15 protein-coding genes are annotated in these 18,147 nt (G+C 73.2%); 6 read left to right on the top strand and 9 right to left on the bottom strand.

Annotation, left to right across the window (positions count from 1 at the left end; all coding sequences use genetic code 11):
• Position 1: 1 nt before the first annotated feature.
• Genes ABD832_RS17830 through ABD832_RS17820 form a run of 3 tightly spaced genes read left to right on the top strand, consistent with a single transcriptional unit; the run spans position 2 to position 4,979 of the window.
• On the top strand, positions 2-919 hold the full coding sequence (locus tag ABD832_RS17830) for an ABC transporter permease (RefSeq protein WP_344896225.1): 918 nt from the start codon (positions 2-4) through the stop codon (positions 917-919).
• On the top strand, positions 916-3,255 hold the full coding sequence (locus ABD832_RS17825; protein WP_344896222.1) for a dipeptide ABC transporter ATP-binding protein: 2,340 nt from the start codon (positions 916-918) through the stop codon (positions 3,253-3,255). Before ABD832_RS17830 ends, ABD832_RS17825 begins: the two co-directional genes overlap by 4 nt.
• On the top strand, positions 3,252-4,979 hold the full coding sequence (locus ABD832_RS17820) for an ABC transporter family substrate-binding protein (protein ID WP_344896219.1): 1,728 nt from the start codon (positions 3,252-3,254) through the stop codon (positions 4,977-4,979). Before ABD832_RS17825 ends, ABD832_RS17820 begins: the two co-directional genes overlap by 4 nt.
• Before the next feature lie 4 nt (positions 4,980-4,983).
• Here ABD832_RS17820 and ABD832_RS17815 read toward each other — a convergent pair whose 3' ends face one another.
• From ABD832_RS17815 to ABD832_RS17785, 7 genes are all read right to left on the bottom strand, one after another.
• On the bottom strand, positions 4,984-6,090 hold the full coding sequence (locus tag ABD832_RS17815) for an AAA family ATPase (protein WP_344896216.1): 1,107 nt from the start codon (positions 6,088-6,090) through the stop codon (positions 4,984-4,986).
• On the bottom strand, positions 6,087-6,758 hold the full coding sequence (pnuC, locus tag ABD832_RS17810) for a nicotinamide riboside transporter PnuC (protein WP_344896213.1): 672 nt from the start codon (positions 6,756-6,758) through the stop codon (positions 6,087-6,089). The genes ABD832_RS17815 and pnuC overlap by 4 nt, the downstream gene beginning before the upstream one ends.
• 199 nt (positions 6,759-6,957) lie before the next feature.
• Positions 6,958-7,965, bottom strand: a complete 1,008-nt coding sequence (locus tag ABD832_RS17805) for a 5-oxoprolinase subunit C family protein (RefSeq protein ID WP_344896210.1) — start codon at positions 7,963-7,965, stop codon at positions 6,958-6,960.
• The gene (locus tag ABD832_RS17800; protein ID WP_344896207.1) at positions 7,962-8,585 is read right to left on the bottom strand and encodes a 5-oxoprolinase subunit B family protein; all 624 of its coding nucleotides are present in this window, start codon (positions 8,583-8,585) and stop codon (positions 7,962-7,964) included. The genes ABD832_RS17805 and ABD832_RS17800 overlap by 4 nt, the downstream gene beginning before the upstream one ends.
• Positions 8,586-8,703: 118 nt before the next feature.
• Positions 8,704-9,459, bottom strand: a complete 756-nt coding sequence (locus tag ABD832_RS17795; protein ID WP_344896204.1) for a LamB/YcsF family protein — start codon at positions 9,457-9,459, stop codon at positions 8,704-8,706.
• Positions 9,460-9,466: 7 nt separating this feature from the next.
• Positions 9,467-10,978, bottom strand: coding sequence for a hypothetical protein (locus ABD832_RS17790; RefSeq protein WP_344896343.1), 1,512 nt, complete (start codon positions 10,976-10,978; stop codon positions 9,467-9,469).
• Positions 10,979-11,186: 208 nt separating this feature from the next.
• Positions 11,187-11,429, bottom strand: coding sequence for a hypothetical protein (locus ABD832_RS17785; protein WP_344896201.1), 243 nt, complete (start codon positions 11,427-11,429; stop codon positions 11,187-11,189).
• Positions 11,430-11,973: 544 nt separating this feature from the next.
• Here ABD832_RS17785 and ABD832_RS17780 point away from each other — a divergent pair.
• Together ABD832_RS17780 and ABD832_RS17775 are read left to right on the top strand one after the other, a co-directional pair.
• Positions 11,974-14,067 carry a SpoIIE family protein phosphatase gene (locus ABD832_RS17780; protein WP_344896198.1) on the top strand — a complete coding sequence of 698 codons (2,094 nt, stop codon included), beginning with the start codon at positions 11,974-11,976 and terminating at the stop codon, positions 14,065-14,067.
• A 379-nt stretch (positions 14,068-14,446) separates the two neighbouring features.
• Entirely contained in the window at positions 14,447-15,979 is a 1,533-nt protein-coding gene (locus tag ABD832_RS17775) for an RNA polymerase sigma factor (protein WP_344896340.1), read from the top strand.
• 184 nt (positions 15,980-16,163) lie between these two features.
• Here ABD832_RS17775 and ABD832_RS17770 read toward each other — a convergent pair whose 3' ends face one another.
• Positions 16,164-16,907, bottom strand: a complete 744-nt coding sequence (locus ABD832_RS17770) for a YaaA family protein (protein ID WP_344896195.1) — start codon at positions 16,905-16,907, stop codon at positions 16,164-16,166.
• Between the two features lie 46 nt (positions 16,908-16,953).
• On the opposite strand from ABD832_RS17770, the gene ABD832_RS17765 reads away from it, so the two are divergent.
• Positions 16,954-17,733 (top strand): GNAT family N-acetyltransferase, encoded by a 780-nt coding sequence (locus ABD832_RS17765; RefSeq protein WP_344896192.1) that lies wholly within the window; start codon positions 16,954-16,956, stop codon positions 17,731-17,733.
• Positions 17,734-17,750: 17 nt separating this feature from the next.
• On the opposite strand, the gene ABD832_RS17760 is transcribed toward ABD832_RS17765, so the two are convergent.
• Positions 17,751-17,981 (bottom strand): DUF7455 domain-containing protein, encoded by a 231-nt coding sequence (locus ABD832_RS17760; protein ID WP_344896189.1) that lies wholly within the window; start codon positions 17,979-17,981, stop codon positions 17,751-17,753.
• Positions 17,982-18,147: the final 166 nt, after the last annotated feature.

The following is an 18,147-nucleotide window of genomic DNA, read 5'->3' as shown; positions in this document are numbered from 1 at the left end:
GATGACCGTCGCCGACGAGGAGCTCGCCGAGCAGCGGGCCCGTGACACCGTCCGGGCGCCCGCGACCAGGCCGCGCCGGGTCGCGGGCCGCCTGCTGGCGAAGGGCCGGGGCCGGGCGGGCTGCGCGCTGCTCACGCTGATCTTCCTGCTGGCCTTCGCCGGCCCGTACCTCACCCGGTGGGGCTACACCGACAAGGACTTCACGGCCTTCCTCGCCCCGCCGTCGGCCGATCACTGGTGGGGGACCCTGCAGACCGGCGCCGACGTGTACGCGGTCACGCTCCGCGGCATGCAGAGGTCGCTGATCGTCGGCCTGCTCGCCGCGGTGGTCGGCACCGCGCTCGCCGCGGTGGTCGGCGCCTTCGCCGGGTACTTCGGCGGCTGGACCGACCGCTCGCTGACCTGGCTCACCGACCTGCTGCTGGTGCTGCCCGCCTTCCTGATCCTGGCGATCATGTCCCCGCTCTTCGCCGGGGGCCAGTGGCCGGTGTTCGTGCTGGTGCTCGCGCTCTTCCTGTGGATGGTCACCTCGAAGATCGTCCGGAACATGACCGTCTCGCTCAGGGAACGGGAGTTCATCCAGGCGGCCAGGTTCATGGGCGTGCCGCCGACGAGGATCATCTTCCGGCACGTCCTGCCCAACATGTCCTCGCTGCTGGTCGTCGACGCCACGCTGAACGTCAGCGCCGCGATCCTCACCGAGACCTCCCTGTCCTACTTCGGCTTCGGCATCCAGCCCCCCGACGTCTCGCTGGGCGGCCTCATCGCCGACGGCGCCCGCACGGCCGTCTACGCGCCCTGGACGTTCTGGTTCTGCGCGGGCCTGCTGATCCTCACGGTGCTCGCGGTGAACCTGGTCGGCGACGCCCTGCGGGACGCGCTGGACCCGGCCTCGCACCGGGACGGGGGAGCGCGATGACGACCGAGCGCTCCGTGACCCCATCGGGCCCCGCGAACCCGGTGAACCCGACGAACCCCGTGGGCTCCGCGAGCTCCGTGACCCCGTCCGGCCCCGCGAACCCGGCGAACCCGGTGAACCCCGCGGGCTCCGCGGGCGCGCGGCCGTGGGCCGGGCCGGTCGGCCACCACGGCCCCGGCCCGCTGCCCGGCCACGACGGCCCGCCGCAGGCCCTGCCCGACCCCGTGCTGGAGGTGCGCGACCTGCACGTCACCTTCGGCACCGGCCCGTCCGCGGTGCGCGCCGTCCGGGGGATGGGGTACGCGGTCCGCCCGGGCGAGGTGCTGGGCGTCGTGGGCGAGTCCGGCTCCGGCAAGTCGGTCACCTCGCTGGCCGTGATGGGCCTGCTCCCGCGGCACGCCCGCGTCACCGGCTCGGTGCGGCTGCACGGCCGGGAGATCCTGGGCGCCCCGGAGCGGACGCTCACCGCCTTCCGGGGCCGGACGGTCTCGATGGTCTTCCAGGACCCGCTCTCCGCGCTCACCCCGGTCTACCGGGTCGGCGACCAGATCGCCGAGGCGATCCGCGTGCACCGGCGGGTCGGCGCCGCGCAGGCCGCCAGGCGCGCGGTCGAGCTGCTGGACCTGGTCGGCATCCCCGACGCCGTGCGCCGCTCCAGGGCGTTCCCGCACGAGTTCTCCGGCGGCATGCGCCAGCGCGTGGTGATCGCAATGGCGATCGCCAACGACCCCGACGTGATCCTCTGCGACGAGCCCACCACCGCGCTCGACGTGACCATCCAGGCGCAGGTGCTCGAGGTGCTCAGGACGGCGCAGCGGGAGACCGGCGCGGCGATCGTCGTCATCACCCACGACCTGGGGGTGGTGGCCGGGTTCGCCGACCGGGTCCTGGTCATGTACGCCGGACGCCCGGTCGAGGTCGGCTCCGTCGAGGAGGTCTACCACCGCCCCCGCATGCCGTACACCATGGGCCTGCTCGGTTCGATCCCGCGCCTGGACGGTGGCCGGGAGCGGCCGCTGGTGCCCATCGCGGGAAGCCCCCCGTCACCGGCCGCGCTGCCCCCGGGCTGCCCGTTCGAGCCGCGCTGCCCGATCGCCGTGGCGGCCTGCGCCGAGGACGAACCCGAGCCGATGCCGGTCGGCTCGCCGGACCACCTCGCCGCCTGCCTGCGCGCCGGCGAGATCGAGGAGACCGGCCGGACCCCGGCCCAGGTGTACGGTGTGCGCGCCCCGGCGCGGCCCGCCGCGGAACGGCGACGCCCGCGCGGCGAGCGCGAGGTGGTCCTGGCCGTCGAGGACCTGGTCAGGCACCACCCCCTGATGAAGGGGACGTTCCTGCGGCGCCGGGTCGGCACGGTCCGCGCGGTGGACGGCGTCGGCTTCGACGTCCGCGAGGGCGAGACCCTCGGCCTGGTCGGGGAGTCCGGCTGCGGCAAGACGACCACCCTGATGGAGATCCTGGAACTGGCCGCCCCGCAGCGGGGCCGGATCACGGTGCTGGGCCACGACACCTCCCGGATGACCGCCCGCGACCGGATGGCCGTCCGGCGCGACGTGCAGGTGGTCTTCCAGGACCCGATGGCCTCCCTCGACCCCAGGATGAGCGTGTACGACATCCTCGCCGAACCGCTGCGCGCGCACGGGCGCCGCGACCCGGGGCCGAGGATCCGCGAGCTGCTCGGCCTGGTCGGCCTGGAGCCCTCCCACGCCGCCCGGTACCCGCAGGACCTGTCCGGGGGGCAGCGCCAGCGGGTGGGCATCGCCCGCGCCCTCGCGCTGGAGCCCCGGCTGGTCGTGCTGGACGAGCCGGTCTCGGCGCTGGACGTCTCGATCCAGGCCGGGGTGCTCAACCTGCTGGAGGAGCTGCGGGCCCGGCTGGGGTTGTCGTACCTGTTCGTGGCGCACGACCTGGCCGTGGTGCGGCACATCGCGGACCGGGTCGCGGTCATGTACCTGGGTGCGATCGTCGAGATCGGTCGGGTGGAGCGGGTCTACGACACGCCGCTGCACCCCTACACGCGGGCCCTGCTGTCGGCGATCCCGCTGCCGGACCCGTCTCTGGAACGTTCCAGGAGGAGGATCCTGCTCGACGGCGACCTTCCCGGCCCGGCCGATCCCCCCTCGGGCTGCCGCTTCCGTACCCGCTGCCCCCTGTTCCGGACCCTCGACGAGGCCGGCCGGGAGCGCTGCGCGGGCGAGGAGCCGCCGATCCGGTTCCTGGGGGAGGACCACGGTGTCGCCTGCCACTTCGCCGAGAGGTCCGGTGACCTGCCCACAGGGCCGGTCGCCCGGTCCCGCCCGCCCGCCCAGCCACAGGTCCCGGGAGGAACACAGTGACATCGATCCGGCGGCCGGACGCGTTCCCGGTGCCGCTGTCCCGCGCGGTCCTGGTGCTGGTCCTGCTGCTCCCGCCGATCCTGGCCGGCTGCGGCGACCGGGACGGGGCCGGGGCGCAGGGACGGCCCGCCTCCGCGGTCCGCGCCTACGACGTCAACCCGGCCGCCCGCGAGCGGGTCGCCGACGGCGGCGTGCTCCGCTGGGGCCTGAACGAGTATCCGTCCAACTGGAACCTCAACCACGTCGACGGCAACCTGGCCACGGTCAAGAAGGTCGTGGACGCCCTCATGCCCTCGCCCTTCCGCTCGGACGCCAAGGGACAGATCTCCCCGAACACCGACTACCTGACCCGGGCGAGGGTCACCTCCGCCGGGTCCCGGCAGGTCGTCACGCTGACCCTGGACCCGCGCGCCCGATGGTCCGACGGCACCCCCATCACCTGGGAGGACTACCGGGCCCAGTGGCAGGCGATGAGCGGCCGCGACGGCGAGTACCGGGTGGCGAGCACCACCGGCTACCAGGACATCGAGAAGGTGACCAGGGGTGAGGACGACCACCAGGTCGTGATGACCTTCGCCAAGCCCTTCGGCGACTGGCAGTCGCTGTTCACCCCGCTCTACCCCCGCACCACCAACGCCACCGCGGGAGCGTTCAACGGCGCCTGGCTGAACCGGATCCCGGTGACGGCGGGCCCGTTCAGGTTCGTCTCGTTCGACCCGACCGCCAAGACCGTCACCCTGGCCAGGGACGACCGCTGGTGGGGGGACCGCGCCAAACTGGACCGGATCATCTACCGGTCCCTGGAGGGCGACGCCCTGGTCGGCGCGTTCAGCAACGGTGAGCTCGACACCTTCGACATCGCGCCGTCCGCCCCCGACTACGCCCGCGCCAAGGCCACCCCGGGCGCGATCGTCCGGCAGGCGGCCGGGCCGGACTTCCGGCACATCACGATGAACGGCGAGAGCGCCGTCCTGTCCGATGTCAGGGTCCGCCGGGCCGTCGCCATGGGCATCGACCGCCAGGCCATCGCCCAGTCCGACCTGCAGGGGCTCGACTGGCCGATCGTCCTGCTGAACAACCACTTCTTCATGAACACCCAGGAGGGCTACCGGGACAACGCCGGGGTGGTCGGCCGCTACGACCCCGCCGGGGCGGCGCGGGAGCTGGACGCCGCGGGATGGCGGCTGGAGGGCCGGACCCGCAGGAAGGACGGCAGGGAGCTGACCCTGCGCTTCGTGCTGCCGTCCGGCCTGCAGCTCACCAAGTCCGAGGCCGAGCTCGTCCAGGACATGCTCGCCCGGATCGGCGTCGGGGTCACCCTGCAGTCGGTGCCCGCCGACGACTACTTCACCAGGTACGTCATCCCCGGCAACTACGACATCACCGCGTTCGCGTACGCGGGCACGCCCTTCCCCGTCTCCAGCGCCTACGGCCAGTACGCCGACGCCGTCCGGCGCGCCGACGGCACCCGGCAGTGGAACGCCAACCTCGGCCGCATCGGTTCCCCGCGTATCGACGCCGCCATGAACAGGGCGACCGCGGACCTGGACGACGCCGAGGCCGTCGCCGACACCAACGCCGCCGACAGGCTCATCTGGCAGGCGGTCAACGTGGTGACGCTCTACCAGCGCCCGCAGAACGTCGCGGTCAAGGACACCTTGGCCAACTTCGGGGCCCGCGGGTTCCACAACCTGCGCTACCAGGACATCGGCTACCTCCGGTGAGAGGTCACGGTCCGGGGTCCCGGCCCCGTTCCAGCAGGGCGTCCACCGCCTCGACGGCGCGGGCCAGCCGGGCGGCGGGCGGGCCGGTGACGACCAGGTGCGGCATCCCCGCCGCGGCCAGCTCCTCGCGGAAACGGGCGTCCATCCGGTGCCGGATCGCCTCCCCGTCGCGCCAGCCGTCCTGCTCGAAGGGCACGTCCCGCACCGAGGTGAGGATCCACAGGTCGTGCCGGGCGCGGCGGTGCACGGCGGTCACCTCGGGGGAGGGGACGCCGAGGTAGCGCTCGTGCCACAGGGCGGTGGTGAAGGCGTCGGTGTCGCAGACCAGCAGCGGCGACCCCGTCCGGGCCGCGGCCTCCTCCCAGGCGAGCTGGCGCTCGGCGATGAGGGTGAACTCGGCCGGCTCCCAGCGCAGGTCGTCCAGCCACGGTTCGGGCAGCCCGCCGTCCTTGGCGCGGCGGCGGGCGCGCGCGAGCTTCTCCTCGGAGTACGTCCTGCCGTACTCGGGCACCCAGCGGGTCGCGGCCCACGGCCCGCCCCGGGCCGCGTAGTGGGCGGCCAGGGACCTGGCCAGCGTGGTGGTCCCGCTGGACTCCGCGCCGACGACCACCACGCGCCGCGCCAGGTGGGCGCGCACGGGCGCCGACAGATGCTCCCAGCAGGAGACCGGGTCGTTCCTGACCATCGTCCCGCTGACCGGGAACCGTTCCCGCCCGGCGTCGACGTCGACGGCCACGCCGCCGAACCGGCGGGCCAGCTCCGGTCCGTACGCCTCGGAGGAGAAGACCGCGTCGATCTCCGGCACCCGCCCGTGCGCCAGGGCCAGGGCGTGCCGGAACACCTCGACGTGCGCGGACCAGATCTCCGGGTCGTCGTAGTCGATCTCGACGTCGTCGACCACCGGGGCGATCGTCACGTGGGCCTGCGGATGCGCCTCGCGCAGCCAGGCGGCGCGCAGCGCCAGCGGCAGGGTCTCCTCGGTCGAGGCGGCGACCACCACGCTCACCGACGCGCACCGCGCGGCGGCGGTGTCGATCACGTGGTGGTGGCCGGCGTGCGGGGGGTAGAACTTGCCGATCACCAGCCCGTGGGCGAACTCCGGGCCGCTCACGGCCGCGCCACCCGCTCGTCCGGCGGCGCGGCGGGGGCGGGGGCGGGGCGGGCCGCCAGGTCCGCGCGCCAGGCCAGCAGCCCGGCGACGCAGAGCCCCAGGAAGATCACGTACAGGGCGGCGGTCAGGTGCAGGCCCTTGTAGAGGTAGAGGGGGATGTAGATCACGTCGGCGGCGATCCACAGCCACCACGACTCGACCAGCTTGCGGCTCTGCCCGTAGGTGGCCAGCAGCGACAGGGCGGTGGTCAGGGCGTCCCAGAACGGCACGTCCGAGTCGGTCCTCGTGGACAGGACGGCGGTGAGCGCCGCGGTGAGCGCGATCCCGCACCCGGCCAGCACCGCCCATTCGCCGCGCCCGGTGCGGCGGACCGGGAGCGGGGTCCGCCCGGCCCCGCCGTAGCGCCACTGCCACCATCCGTACAGGCCGAGGACGACGTAGACGACCTGCAGGGCCGCGTCGGCGTAGAGTTCGACGGTCAGGAACACCGCGCCGAACAGGGTCACGCTGGCGACGCCGATCGGCCAGTTCCAGATGTTCTGGCGGACGACCAGCCAGACCGTGAGGACGCCGGTGGCGAACCCCAGGAGCTCGGCCCAGCTGGTCGGGGTGGTGCCCAGGGTGAACGCCGGCCGCATCAGGGGGGCCAGTATCTCGGCGAGTGACATGCGATCTCCTCAATCGTCATAGTGACGATAACCGGTCCCGGGGCGGCCGGTGATCCCGGGGGTCCTGTGGTTCCAGGGGTCCGGTGATTCCGGGGGCCCGGTGATCCCGGGGGGCCCGATCAGGACGCCCCGTCGCCGTCCCGGCACGGTCGCGTCGCCGGTCGCCTCCGGGCCGTGTCGCGCGGGCCGGCCGGGCCGGTCAGACGAGGCGGAAGCGTACCCGGTCACCGGGGCGGAGCTGGGCGGCCACGGCGAGATCGGCCGAGGTCAGGACCGCTATGACCGGGTAACCGCCGGTGGGCGGGTGGTCGGCGAGGAAGACGATCGGCTGTCCGCTGGGCGGTACCTGCACCGACCCGGCCACCATGCCCTCGCTGGGCAGCTCGCCCTGCCGGGCCCGTTCCAGCCGGGCCCCGAGCATCCGCACACCGACCCTGTTGCTGTCCTGGCTGACCTCGTACGGCTCCGCGCAGAGGGCGGCCGTCGCGCCGGGGGCGAACCAGTCGTCCCGGGGACCCGGCAGGACCCGCAGGACGCCCGTGCCCGGCGGGGGCGAGAAAGGCGGGGGTGCGGCGTCCACGGTGATCGCCGCCAGGCCGGCGGCCGGTCCCAGCGGCAGGACGGTCCCGGCGCGGAGGGGGCCGGGACCGAGCCCGGACAGGGAGTCGGTCGAGCGGCTCCCCATCGTGACGGGTGCGTCGATGCCGCCCCGGACGGCGACGTAGCTGCGCAGGCCGCTCTCGGGCGGCCCCACCCGCAGCCGCCCGCCCGCCGGGACCCAGAAGGGCGCGTACATCCCCTGCGGCACGACCCTGCCCGGTTCGCGCGCGGACCGGTGCGAGGGCTCGCGCTGGAACTCGCGCAGAAGCTCGTGCCGGGGCTCGGCCTGGGGCTCGTGCGGGGCGTGCGAGAGCTCGCGTAAGGGCTCGTTCGAGGGTTCAAGCGCGGGCTCGTGCGGGGAGAGGACCTCCAGCGGGCAGGGGGCGCCGGTCACGGCGGCCCAGGCCCCGGTGGCGAAGCGCAGCCGGGCCCCGCCGAAGGTCAGCTCGATCCCGGCCGCGTCCTCGGGGTTGCCGACCAGGCGGTTGGCCAGCCGCAGGGCCGGCCCGTCCGCGGCACCCGAGCGCGGCACCCCCAGATGGGCGTACCCGGGCCGTCCCAGATCCTGCACGGTGGCGTACGGCCCCGGCGCGATCACCTCGATCATGATCCGTGAACCGCCTGGAAGCGGACCCGCGTCCCCGGCGTGAGCAGCGCGGGCGGATCGGCGTCCACGTCCCACACGATCGTGGCCGAGCGGCCCAGCAGCCGCCATCCGCCGGGGGAGGCCGAGGGGTAGACCGCCGAGTAGGGGCCGGCGATCGCCACCGACCCGGCGGGCACCGACGTGCGCGGGGTGTCCAGCCGGGACATGTGCAGCGCCGGGTCCAGCCCGGTGAGGTAGGCGAACCCCGGGGCGAAGCCCAGCCAGCCCACGGTCAGCTCCCGGCCGGTGTGCCGCTCGACCACCTCCCGCCGGGAGAGCCCGCTCAGCGCGGCCACCTCGTCGAGGTCGGCGCCGTCGTACACCACCGGGAGGGTCACGGCCGCCGGGCGGGCGGCGTCGCCCGCGTCCGCCCCGGCCGCCGCCTCCAGCAGGCGGGCGAGCTCGTCGCGCAGCCGCGCGGGGTCGGCCCCCGGGGCGACGACCAGGACCGTGGCCGGGCCCGGCACGATCTCCGCCACCCGGGCCGGCCGGTCGGCGCGCAGCAGGGCGTCGAGGCGGTGGGAGACCTCCAGCGAGCCGGTCTCCACCAGCAGCGCGTGCTCCCCGGCCCGCCGGATCACCGGACGCCCCCCGCCCCGGGCCCGCTCACGAGGGTCCCCGCACGTCCGCGCCTGCCGCGTCCCCCGGGTCTGGCGCGCCTTCCGCGTGTCCTGCGCGACGGCCCCTCCCACGGGCCCCTCACGCGAAGGACCTCAGCGTCACCCCGGCGTCCACCAGGCCGTCCCGTACGGCCCGGGCCAGCAGCACGGCGCCGGGGGTGTCGCCGTGCACGCAGATCGAGCGCGCCTGCACGGCGACGCGCGTGCCGTCCACCGCGTCGACCACCCCCTCGGTGGCCATCCGCACCGCCCGGCGGGCGACCGTGCCGGGGTCGTGCAGCACCGCGCCGGGGGAGCGGCGGGAGACCAGCGTGCCGGCCCCGGTGTAGGCGCGGTCGGCGAACGCCTCCACGACGGTGGTGACGCCCTCGCGGGCGGCGATCTCGTGGACGGCCGAGCCGGGCAGGGTCAGCACGGGCAGGCTCGCGTCGTGGTCGGCGACCGCGGCCACCACCGCCTCGGCCTGCTCGGGGTCGCGGCAGATCCGGTTGTACAGGGCGCCGTGCGGCTTGACGTAGGAGACCCGGCCGCCCATCGCCCTGGCGATGCCGTCGACCGCCGCGAGCTGGTACAGCACCTCGGCGCAGAGCTCCTCGGGGTCGACGTCCATCTCGCGGCGGCCGAACCCGGCCAGGTCCCGGTAGGAGACCTGGGCGCCGATCACCACCCCCCGGTCGACCGCGGCCGCGCACGTGCGGCGGATGGTCAGCGGGTCACCGGCGTGGAAGCCGCAGGCCACGTTGGCGCTGGTCACCACCTCCAGCAGGGCCGCATCGTCGCCCAGCCGCCAGATGCCGAAACCCTCGCCCAGGTCGGCGTTCAGATCGATGACCATGGTCCACCTACACCGGGGGCTCGTCGGGAATGTCGGCGATGTCGTCGAGGGCGATGGCCAGCTCCTCTGGGTCGTCGCCGATGCGCTCGGCGATCTCGATCAGCACGTGCAGCACGTCGTGCCGGTCGTGGCCCAGGTCGAGCAGCCGCTGCGCGGCCTCCCACAGCTGGGGCGGGTCGCCCTCCCACAGGCGGGCGGCGATCTCCTCGTGCCAGGCCAGGTGCTCGTCGTAGTCGTGCCGGTTGAGCTCGCCGGCGTGGTCGATGCCCAGCAGGATCCGCCGGTCGCCCTCGTCGGCCGGGTTGAGCAGGCCGAGCTTGATCTCGCCGTGCGTGCCCTGCAGGAAGGGGAACGCGAACACCCTCCTGGCCAGCGCCGACAGGTCGCCGTCGGGCAGCAGCCGCTCCAGCAGGTCGCGGTCGAGCCCGAAGGTCGTCGGGTCGCGGTACGCCTCGGCGAACTTGCCCGTCGCCTCCCAGACCGCGTCGAGCGTGGCCCGCAGCCCCTCGTCGGGCAGGCCGGTCCTGGCCGCGGCGAACCGCGCCCAGGCTCCCAGCACGTGCGGCACCGCCTCCTGCTCGGCGCCGTTCAGCATCACCTTGCGCGGCAGCCAGTCGAGCAGGAACGTCTCGCACTTGGTCGGGCTCACCCGCAGCGGGCGGCCGAAGTCCTGGTCGCAGCCGTAGTCGATGATGTGGTCGGCGCACCGGGAGGCCGCCGACGGGTCGGACAGGTGCTCGGCCGCGTCCGAGGAGAGGAACTCCGCGGCCAGCATGGCCCGGCGGTCGCGGCTGTAGGGGGCCTCGCTGTGCAGCGGGGCCGGTCGCTTGCGGCCGGGCGGCAGCGCCTTGATCCGGGCCCGCGCGAAGGCGTGGTAGGCGCTGTAGCTGTCGCTGACCGGCACCGCGGCGCGGCGGTGGCCGTACTCGGCGGTGGCCTTCATCGCCGACTCCAGCAGCGCCCTGGCCTGCTGCGGCTCGATCTCCTCGAACCTGAGCATCGGGTTGCCCTCGGACTCGGCCCGCACCTGCTCCAGCAGCTTGTCGACGTGCGAGGAGACCCAGGCGTCGCGGGCCATGCCGCGCATGTTGTAGTCGACGATCATGACCAGCGCGTGCCGGTCCTCGCCGCTGTCGGTCCCCCGGTAGCCGAAGGTGCACACCACGGTGTCCTGGTCACCGTAGGCGTCGCGGGAGACGAAGCAGCCGGTGGGCTTGACCACGCCCAGCCGGTCGGCCCAGCGCGGCCTGGCCACGTCGCGCTCCATGAGCGCCAGCGCGGCGCCCTCGGCCTTGGCGGCCTGGCGGGCCGTGCCGAGATAGGCCAGCGTGATCAGCAGGGTGAGCGCGGCCGGCGAGCCCGCCTTGGCCGCGTAGTCAACGAGCCCCTCGCCGAGCACCTGCTCGGCGTCCCCGCGCTTCAGCCGCCGGCCCCACCAGGCCCCGACCATGTCGGAGACCATGAGCTCGGCGTCCAGCGGGCTGCGCACCGCGAGCAGTTCACGGGCGGCGAGCAGCATCTCGGAGAAGACCGCTTCGGGGGACCGGCTCTCGCGAGGGTCTCGACGGTGTCGCCGGATCAAGCGGTCTCAGCCTCCCCCGTCGGCCAGGTCGGCCGGTGACGGACGCCGCCGCCCTGACCGACCCGCTCGCCTCGCTCGCTCACGCCCTGACCTTCTCGCATTCCCGGTCCAAACGGTGCGTAGAAGACGGCCGGGTCCCCCGATGCTACCGGGGACCGCGGGGCGGCGGCGCGGAGTTGACGAGGGCGAGCAGATGCTCACGGGCGACACGCTCGACGACCTCGGGGGTCGCCTCGATGCCCAGGTGCTCGGCACAGGCGCGGACGTCGGCCACGCACCTGCCGATGGTCACGGCGGGAACGGTCAGGAACTCGGCGGCCAGGTGAGAGGTCACCGGCTCGTGAGCGGGCATGGGCGACCCGGCGAAGCGGGCGGCGAGAACGGGCATGGCTGTCGCATTCCTCCCGGTTTCCGGGGGTCATCCCCCGGATGCGTCGGCGGGGACGTGCGTTCTCATTCCACAACTTATCTCGGCGCTGTCAACCCTCGCGGGCGTGATATGGAAAGCTTGCCCCGTGTCTTGACTGAATTCTGCAACAGCGGAGTAAACGAGTCTCCCCGAAGGGGGAGCCGGATTGACGGCGAGTCAGTAGCCTGAACTCGCCCGCGAGGCCGACGGAGATGAGGTGGGGAGTTGCCGGGACGGTCCGGCCCGATCCTGCTAGGGTCCTGGCCGCAAACGTTCGACGTCGCAGCGGCGGCCGGCCGGCGCCCGCGCGGAGGCCCCCGCGCACGGGTGCGGGGATTCCGGTCGTCCCGGGGGCGGCGTTCAGGGGGTGTGCCGACCGCATCCGGGGCGGGGCTTCCGTCCGCACCTGCCCATCGCCGATGATGTACTCCAGGATCCGGTCCCCCGGAGCCGCGCTACGCCAATTCGCAAGTTTGGAGATGTGCCTCGTGGGAGACCCTGGCACGCGACGGAGGTGCCGACCATGAGCGCCGAAACCTCCGTGCCCCGTTCCCGGGAGTCGGGTGTGGACATCTCAGACTCCGGCCTGTTGCAGGGCCTGCTGTCGCAGTCGCCGTTCGCCTTCGCGTTCTTCGACCCGGACGGCCGCTTCGAGCGCGTCGACGAGGTCTTCGCCGACGTGGTCGGCCTGCCCGCCGAACGGCTGGTCGGCCGCGCCCCGGCCGAGCTGCTCTCGGCCGACCTGACCGCCCTGATCGAGGCCTCGGTACGGGCCATCGTGGCCAAGGCCGAGGTCGGGCAGGACCAGCGGATCCGCGTCCGCAGCGCCGACGGCGAGCCCCGGCACTGGTCGCTGACCTTCTCCCCGATCCACGACGGCTCCGGCGCGCTCCGGGCGATCTGCCTGGTCGGCGTCGACATCACCCGCAGCAGGCAGGTCGAGGAGGACCTCAGGCGCAGCGAGGAGCGCTACCGCTCGCTGGTCGAGGCCCAGTCCCAGCTGGTGTGGATCACCGCCCCCAACGGGACGGTGCGGGAGGACGCGCCGCAGTGGCGGGCGATCACCGGCCAGGGCCTGGAGGAGTACCTCACCCACGGCTGGCTGGAGGCCGTCCACCCCGACGACCGCCCGCAGACCGAGGAGGCGTGGCGCGAGGCCCTGCGCGGCCGGAGCATGTTCGAGTGGAGCTACCGGGTCCGCACCCGGGCCAGCGGCTACCGCTACTTCGAGGTGCGCGCCGTCCCGATCATCCGCCACAACCGGGTCGTCGAGTGGGTGGGCGCCAACACCGACGTCACGCCGCAGCGCGAGGCCGAGGAGATGCGGGGCCGCCTGACCGACCAGCTCGGCGCCGCCGCGCTGCGGACCGCGCGCCTGCAGGGCGCCACGGCCATACTGGCCGAGGCGCTCACCGTCGAGCAGGTGGTCCAGGTCATCATCGACGTCGGGCGCACGGCGCTGGCGGCCGACCGGTCCGCGGTGGCGCTGCTCGACGTGGACCGGGCCGCGCTCAAGCTGGTCAACAGCGGGGGCATCCCCGAGGTCCCCGGCGCGCCCGGCGAGGAGATCCCGCTCTCCCACTCCAGCGTGATGACCATGGCGGTCAACAGCCGGCGGCCGGTCTTCGCCGAGTCGCCCGAGAGCCTGCGCTCCCAGCTGGTCGACGCGGGAGGCGACGACGAGGCCATCACCGGCTTCCTCGCCCACAGCGACGAGCGGGCCTGGGTGGGCCTGCCGCTGCTGGCGGCGGGCCGGGCGCTGGGCGCGCTGCGGTTCTCCTTCACCCGCCCGCAGAAGATCTCCCAGGAGGACGGGGTCTTCCTGGAGGCCCTCGCCGGGCAGTGCGCCCTGGCCGTGGAGCGGGCGACGCTGTTCGAGCGCGAGCACCGCACCGCAGAGACCCTCCAGCGCAGCCTGCTGCCCGACCGCCTGCCGGTGATCCCCGGGCTGGTCCTGGCCCAGCGGTTCCGCTCGGGCAGCCGCCACGTGCAGGTCGGCGGCGACTGGTACGACGCGTTCGTGCTCCAGGACGGCCGGGTCGCGGCCGTGGTCGGCGACGTCATGGGCAAGGGCGTCAAGGCCGCCGCCGGGATGGGCCGGATCCGCAACGCCATGCGGGCCCTGGCGCTGACCAATCCGCCGCCCGCGGCGGTCCTCACCGGCCTGGACCGGGTCTTCGAGGCGACCGAGGAGGAGGAGCAGGTCACGACCCTGGCGTACATGGTCGTCGAGCCCGGCACCGGGGAGGGCACGCTGGCGCTCGCCGGTCACCCGCCGCCCCTGCTGGTCTCCCCGCAGGGCGTGCCGCTGCTCTGTGACGGCGAGCCGGGCACGCCGCTGGGCTGGCCCACCAGCCGCAGGCAGTTCCGGTTCTGCGTCCCGCCGGGGCACACCGCCGTCCTGTACTCGGACGGCCTGGTGGAGAACCGCAAGCGCGGGCTGGACGCCGGGCTCGCTGATCTTTGCTCTGTTGTGACCGAAGCGCCACCCGAAGTCGTGGGAAGCCCCCACATGTTGCTGGATTTCCTAGTCGACCGCATGCTGTCTGGATATGAGCAGGATGACGACGTCACGGTGCTCGCGATCCACGTTCCCCCAGCCACGAAGAGTGACTGAATGAAACAGTCATAACGGTTGCTTTCGGGTATCGGTGCCTCGCTTCCGTACGCACTACTCTCTTGGTCGGCCTAGGGTGGAGGGCAACCGCCAGGAGGCGGCCGTATGGATCACGGTGTCATGCCACAATGCTGGACAGGTGCGTCGCGGCTCGCGCGGCCTCGGTAACCACGGCCAGGGTTGAAAAACCACTGGCCGGACATCTGGATCCATTCTCGTCACGCTTTCCTTCGAGAGGTGTTCGTGTCGCCTGCAAGTTCGACTCGCTCGAAGCCATCCGAGCTGAACGAGCCCGTCATTCAGCAGCTGATGGAGCGGGGGGCGCTCGCAGGGGTTCCTCGAGTCCGAGGATGTCCGCAAGGCCGTCGAGGAAGCGGACATTCCGATGGCGCAGGTCGCTGGAATCCTGCGAAGCCTCAGCAAAGAGGGCATCACCGTACGGCTGACCGCCGAGGATTCCGCGGGGCCCAAGAAGCCCCGCACTCCCGCCAAGCGCCGCACTGCCCCTGCCGCCCCGGCCGTCAACAAGAAGACCAAGACCGCCACGGCGGCGGCCAAGGAGCAGCCGGAGACCGTCACCGCGGTCGTCAGCGGCTCCGAGCCCGTGCCCGCCGCCAAGAGGCCGGTCCCCGCCCCGCCCAAGAAGGCCGCTCCCGCGGCCAAGAAGCCGGTGCCCGCCCCGCCGCCGAGGAAGGCCGCTCCCGCGGCCGCCGCCCCGGCGACCCCGGCGACCGCCGCTCCCAAGCCGCCCGCCGGTGACGACGACGAGGTCATCGACCTCGAGGACGTCGAGATCGAGGACTTCGACCTGGAGGCCGTGGCCGAGGTCGAGGTCGAGGTCGAGGTGGAAGCCGAGGCTGAGGTCGAGGTGGAAGCCGAGGTCGAGGCCGAGGTCGAGGAGGAGCCCAAGGTCGCGGCCGTCGAGGTGAACGAGGACGAGGTCCTCATCCTCACCGACGACGACGACGACGCCCCGGTTCCCCAGGTCGCGGCCGCCGGCGCCACCGCCGACCCGGTCAAGGACTACCTCAAGCAGATCGGCAAGGTCCCCCTGCTCAACGCCGAGCAGGAGGTCGAGCTCGCCAAGCGCATCGAGGCCGGCCTGTTCGCCGAGGAGCAGCTCGGCACCGACGGCGAGAAGCTGCCGGTGGACGTCCGGGCCGAGCTGGAGTGGATCGCCGAGGACGGCCGCCGGGCCAAGAACCACCTGCTGGAGGCCAACCTCCGCCTGGTGGTGTCGCTGGCCAAGCGCTACACCGGCCGCGGCATGCTCTTCCTGGACCTGATCCAGGAGGGCAACCTGGGCCTGATCCGCGCGGTCGAGAAGTTCGACTACACCAAGGGCTACAAGTTCTCCACGTACGCCACCTGGTGGATCCGGCAGGCGATCACCCGGGCCATGGCGGACCAGGCGCGGACCATCCGCATCCCGGTCCACATGGTCGAAGTGATCAACAAGCTGGCCCGCGTCCAGCGGCAGATGCTCCAGGACCTCGGGCGCGAGCCCACCCCGGAGGAGCTGGCCCGCGAGCTCGACATGACCCCCGAGAAGGTCGTCGAGGTCCAGAAGTACGGGCGCGAGCCGATCTCCCTGCACACCCCGCTGGGTGAGGAGGGCGACAGCGAGTTCGGTGACCTCATCGAGGACTCCGAGGCGATCGTCCCGGCCGACGCGGTCAGCTTCACGCTCCTGCAGGAGCAGCTCCACTCCGTTCTGGACACGTTGTCCGAGCGCGAGGCGGGCGTGGTCTCGATGCGCTTCGGCCTGACCGACGGTCAGCCGAAGACGCTGGACGAGATCGGCAAGGTCTACGGGGTGACGCGCGAGCGCATCCGGCAGATCGAGTCCAAGACCATGTCCAAGCTCCGCCACCCGTCCCGGTCGCAGGTCCTGCGCGACTACCTCGACTGAGGATCCGCCCGTTCACAGCAAGGCCCGTGCCGTCAGGCGCGGGCCTTGCCCGTGTCGGCAGGGGTGTGACGGCCCGCCGGAACGACCCTGGCTCCCGCCCCGCGGGTGCGGCGGGGGCCGGGGAGATCGTCCGGTGCGAGGGATCGGGTCCACCGGGGCCGGGGTGATCACATCATGGGGACGGTCACACCATGACGTCGAGCGTCCACGACGACCGTCCGCCCGCGGGTGCCGCGCCCAGGGCGACGGAGTGCCCCAGGTGGTCCAGCACCTTCGCGAGCTCCTGCGGGCTCTGCGGGTCGACGTCCCCCTCCAGCAGCGAGCGGGCGATCACGCCCCGGGTGGCCTTGGCCATGTGGCTGACCACCTTGCCGTGGCGGAGCACCCGTACCGCCACCGCCCTGGCACCGGGCCGCCAGGCCGTCACGTAGGTGCTGGACCGCAGATCCACCACCAGGCCGGGTTCGGCGTCGAGCAGCGGGGTGATCCGCGGGCGCCAGAAGGCGCCCAGCCCGCCGAGCGGGGGCAGCCGCACCCCCATGGAGAGCCGGTACGGCGGTACGCGGTCACCGATCCGCAGCACCCCCCACAGGCCGGAGAAGATCAGCAGGCTCTCCGACGCCCGGCCCGCCGCCTCGGGGGAGAGCGAGGCAAGGCCGAGGTTGTCGTAGAGCACCCCGGTGTACAGGTCGGCCGCGGCCAGCGTGGGAGCGGTCCGCAGGTGCAGGTTCCTGCCGATCTCAGCGGCCGTGCCCGGAGACAGCCCGAGCACCTCCGCGGCCGAGTCCCTCTCGCACAGGGCGCCGAGCGCCTCCAGGACGTCCTCCCTGGCCGGGGTGAGAGCGGGGAAGCTCAGCCGGGGCAGCTCGAGGGCCGGACCGTCGCCGTGCGAGGCCTTTCCCTCGGACGGAGGCAGCAGAATCAGCACGGTTGCCGAGCATAGTGCGGCGGCCGGGGAGTTAGGATCCTTCATCATGATCGATGTGGGCTTCGACCGGCTGGTCGACCAGGCCTGGCCGGCGATCCACCGGGTGGACGCGGACGGCTGGGTGCTGCGCGCCTCGGGCGGGGTGACCAAGCGGGCGAACTCCGTGCTGCCGCTCGGCGGGCAGGACGATCTCCAGGCCGCCGTGGAGCGGGCCGAGGGGTTCTACGCCGATCGTGGCCTGCCGAGCGTCTTCTCGATCGGGGGCGGCGCCACACCGGGCCTGGACGCGCTGCTCGGGGCACGCGGCTACCGGGTGGTGGACCCGACGCTGATCATGACGGCCGACCTGCCGGAGGAGGCGGGCGTGTCCGGGGGGAACGGGGTGTCCGAGGGGGCCGGGGCGGCGGCGGGGAAGATCGGCTCGTCCGTGGGCGGGGTCGAGCTCGCCGGGGAGCCCTCACGGGCCTGGCTGGACACCTGGTGGAGCGTGGACGGCAGGATCGGCGCCGACGGCCTGGAGACGGCCGCGCGCATCCTCACCGGGGTGCCCGCCACGTACGCCTCGCTGGGCCCGGGGGCCGTGGGGCGGGGCGTCAGGCAGGGCGAGTGGTTCGGGATCTACGCCATGGCCGTGCTGCCGGACGAGCGGCGCCGCGGACATGGGACGAGAGTGTTGAGTGCCCTGCTCTCGCACGCGCGAGGACGGCGAGGGCAGGGCACACAGCGGGCATATTTAGTCGTGGTGGAGTCCAACACCGCTGCCAGGGCGCTGTACGAGCGTCATGGCTTCACGGTGACGGGCCGGTATCACTACCGGGTCCGATGATGACCCCATCCGTCGGATTATCGTTCGTCGTTGCCTGCCGGTGCCGGAGTGTCGCTGAGACGCGCGGACTCATCCTGGATGCTGGCGCCCTTGTCTCTCAGCACAGCCACGTGCTGACGCCCGTGGTGGGCGCAGAACAGCAGCTCCCCACCTACGGGCAGGGTCGCGCGGATGTAAGCCTGGGCGCCACACCGGTCACAGCGGTCCGCAGCGGTCAGCTGCTTGGCGGGGGCGAGGGTTCCAGTCACGTATCGCCTTTCAGGTCATCCCCTGAGGTGGAGGATCTGGCGCAGTCACTTGAGAGAACATCTAACCCGATACGAACGTTCCCAACCGACCCCCTGCTACGCCCAGAGCAGAAAGTGACCGACAGTGATGATGATCACGCCGGATGTGACGGCGGCGCCCTCCGGG

The organism is Streptosporangium longisporum (assembly GCF_039534895.1).
GTDB classification, from domain to species: Bacteria; Actinomycetota; Actinomycetes; order Streptosporangiales; family Streptosporangiaceae; genus Streptosporangium; species Streptosporangium longisporum.
This window is presented reverse-complemented; position numbering and strand designations above follow the sequence as displayed.

Coding starts and splice junctions, on each gene's coding strand:
- ABD832_RS17765 (WP_344896192.1), top strand. CDS start 16,954: ATGATCGATGTGGGCTTCGACCGGCTGGTCGACCAGGCCTGGCCGGCG.
- ABD832_RS17795 (WP_344896204.1), bottom strand. CDS start 9,459: ATGGTCATCGATCTGAACGCCGACCTGGGCGAGGGTTTCGGCATCTGG.
- ABD832_RS17780 (WP_344896198.1), top strand. CDS start 11,974: ATGAGCGCCGAAACCTCCGTGCCCCGTTCCCGGGAGTCGGGTGTGGAC.
- ABD832_RS17785 (WP_344896201.1), bottom strand. CDS start 11,429: ATGCCCGTTCTCGCCGCCCGCTTCGCCGGGTCGCCCATGCCCGCTCAC.
- ABD832_RS17805 (WP_344896210.1), bottom strand. CDS start 7,965: ATGATCGAGGTGATCGCGCCGGGGCCGTACGCCACCGTGCAGGATCTG.
- ABD832_RS17790 (WP_344896343.1), bottom strand. CDS start 10,978: ATGCTGCTCGCCGCCCGTGAACTGCTCGCGGTGCGCAGCCCGCTGGAC.
- ABD832_RS17830 (WP_344896225.1), top strand. CDS start 2: ATGACCGTCGCCGACGAGGAGCTCGCCGAGCAGCGGGCCCGTGACACC.
- pnuC (WP_344896213.1), bottom strand. CDS start 6,758: ATGTCACTCGCCGAGATACTGGCCCCCCTGATGCGGCCGGCGTTCACC.
- ABD832_RS17825 (WP_344896222.1), top strand. CDS start 916: ATGACGACCGAGCGCTCCGTGACCCCATCGGGCCCCGCGAACCCGGTG.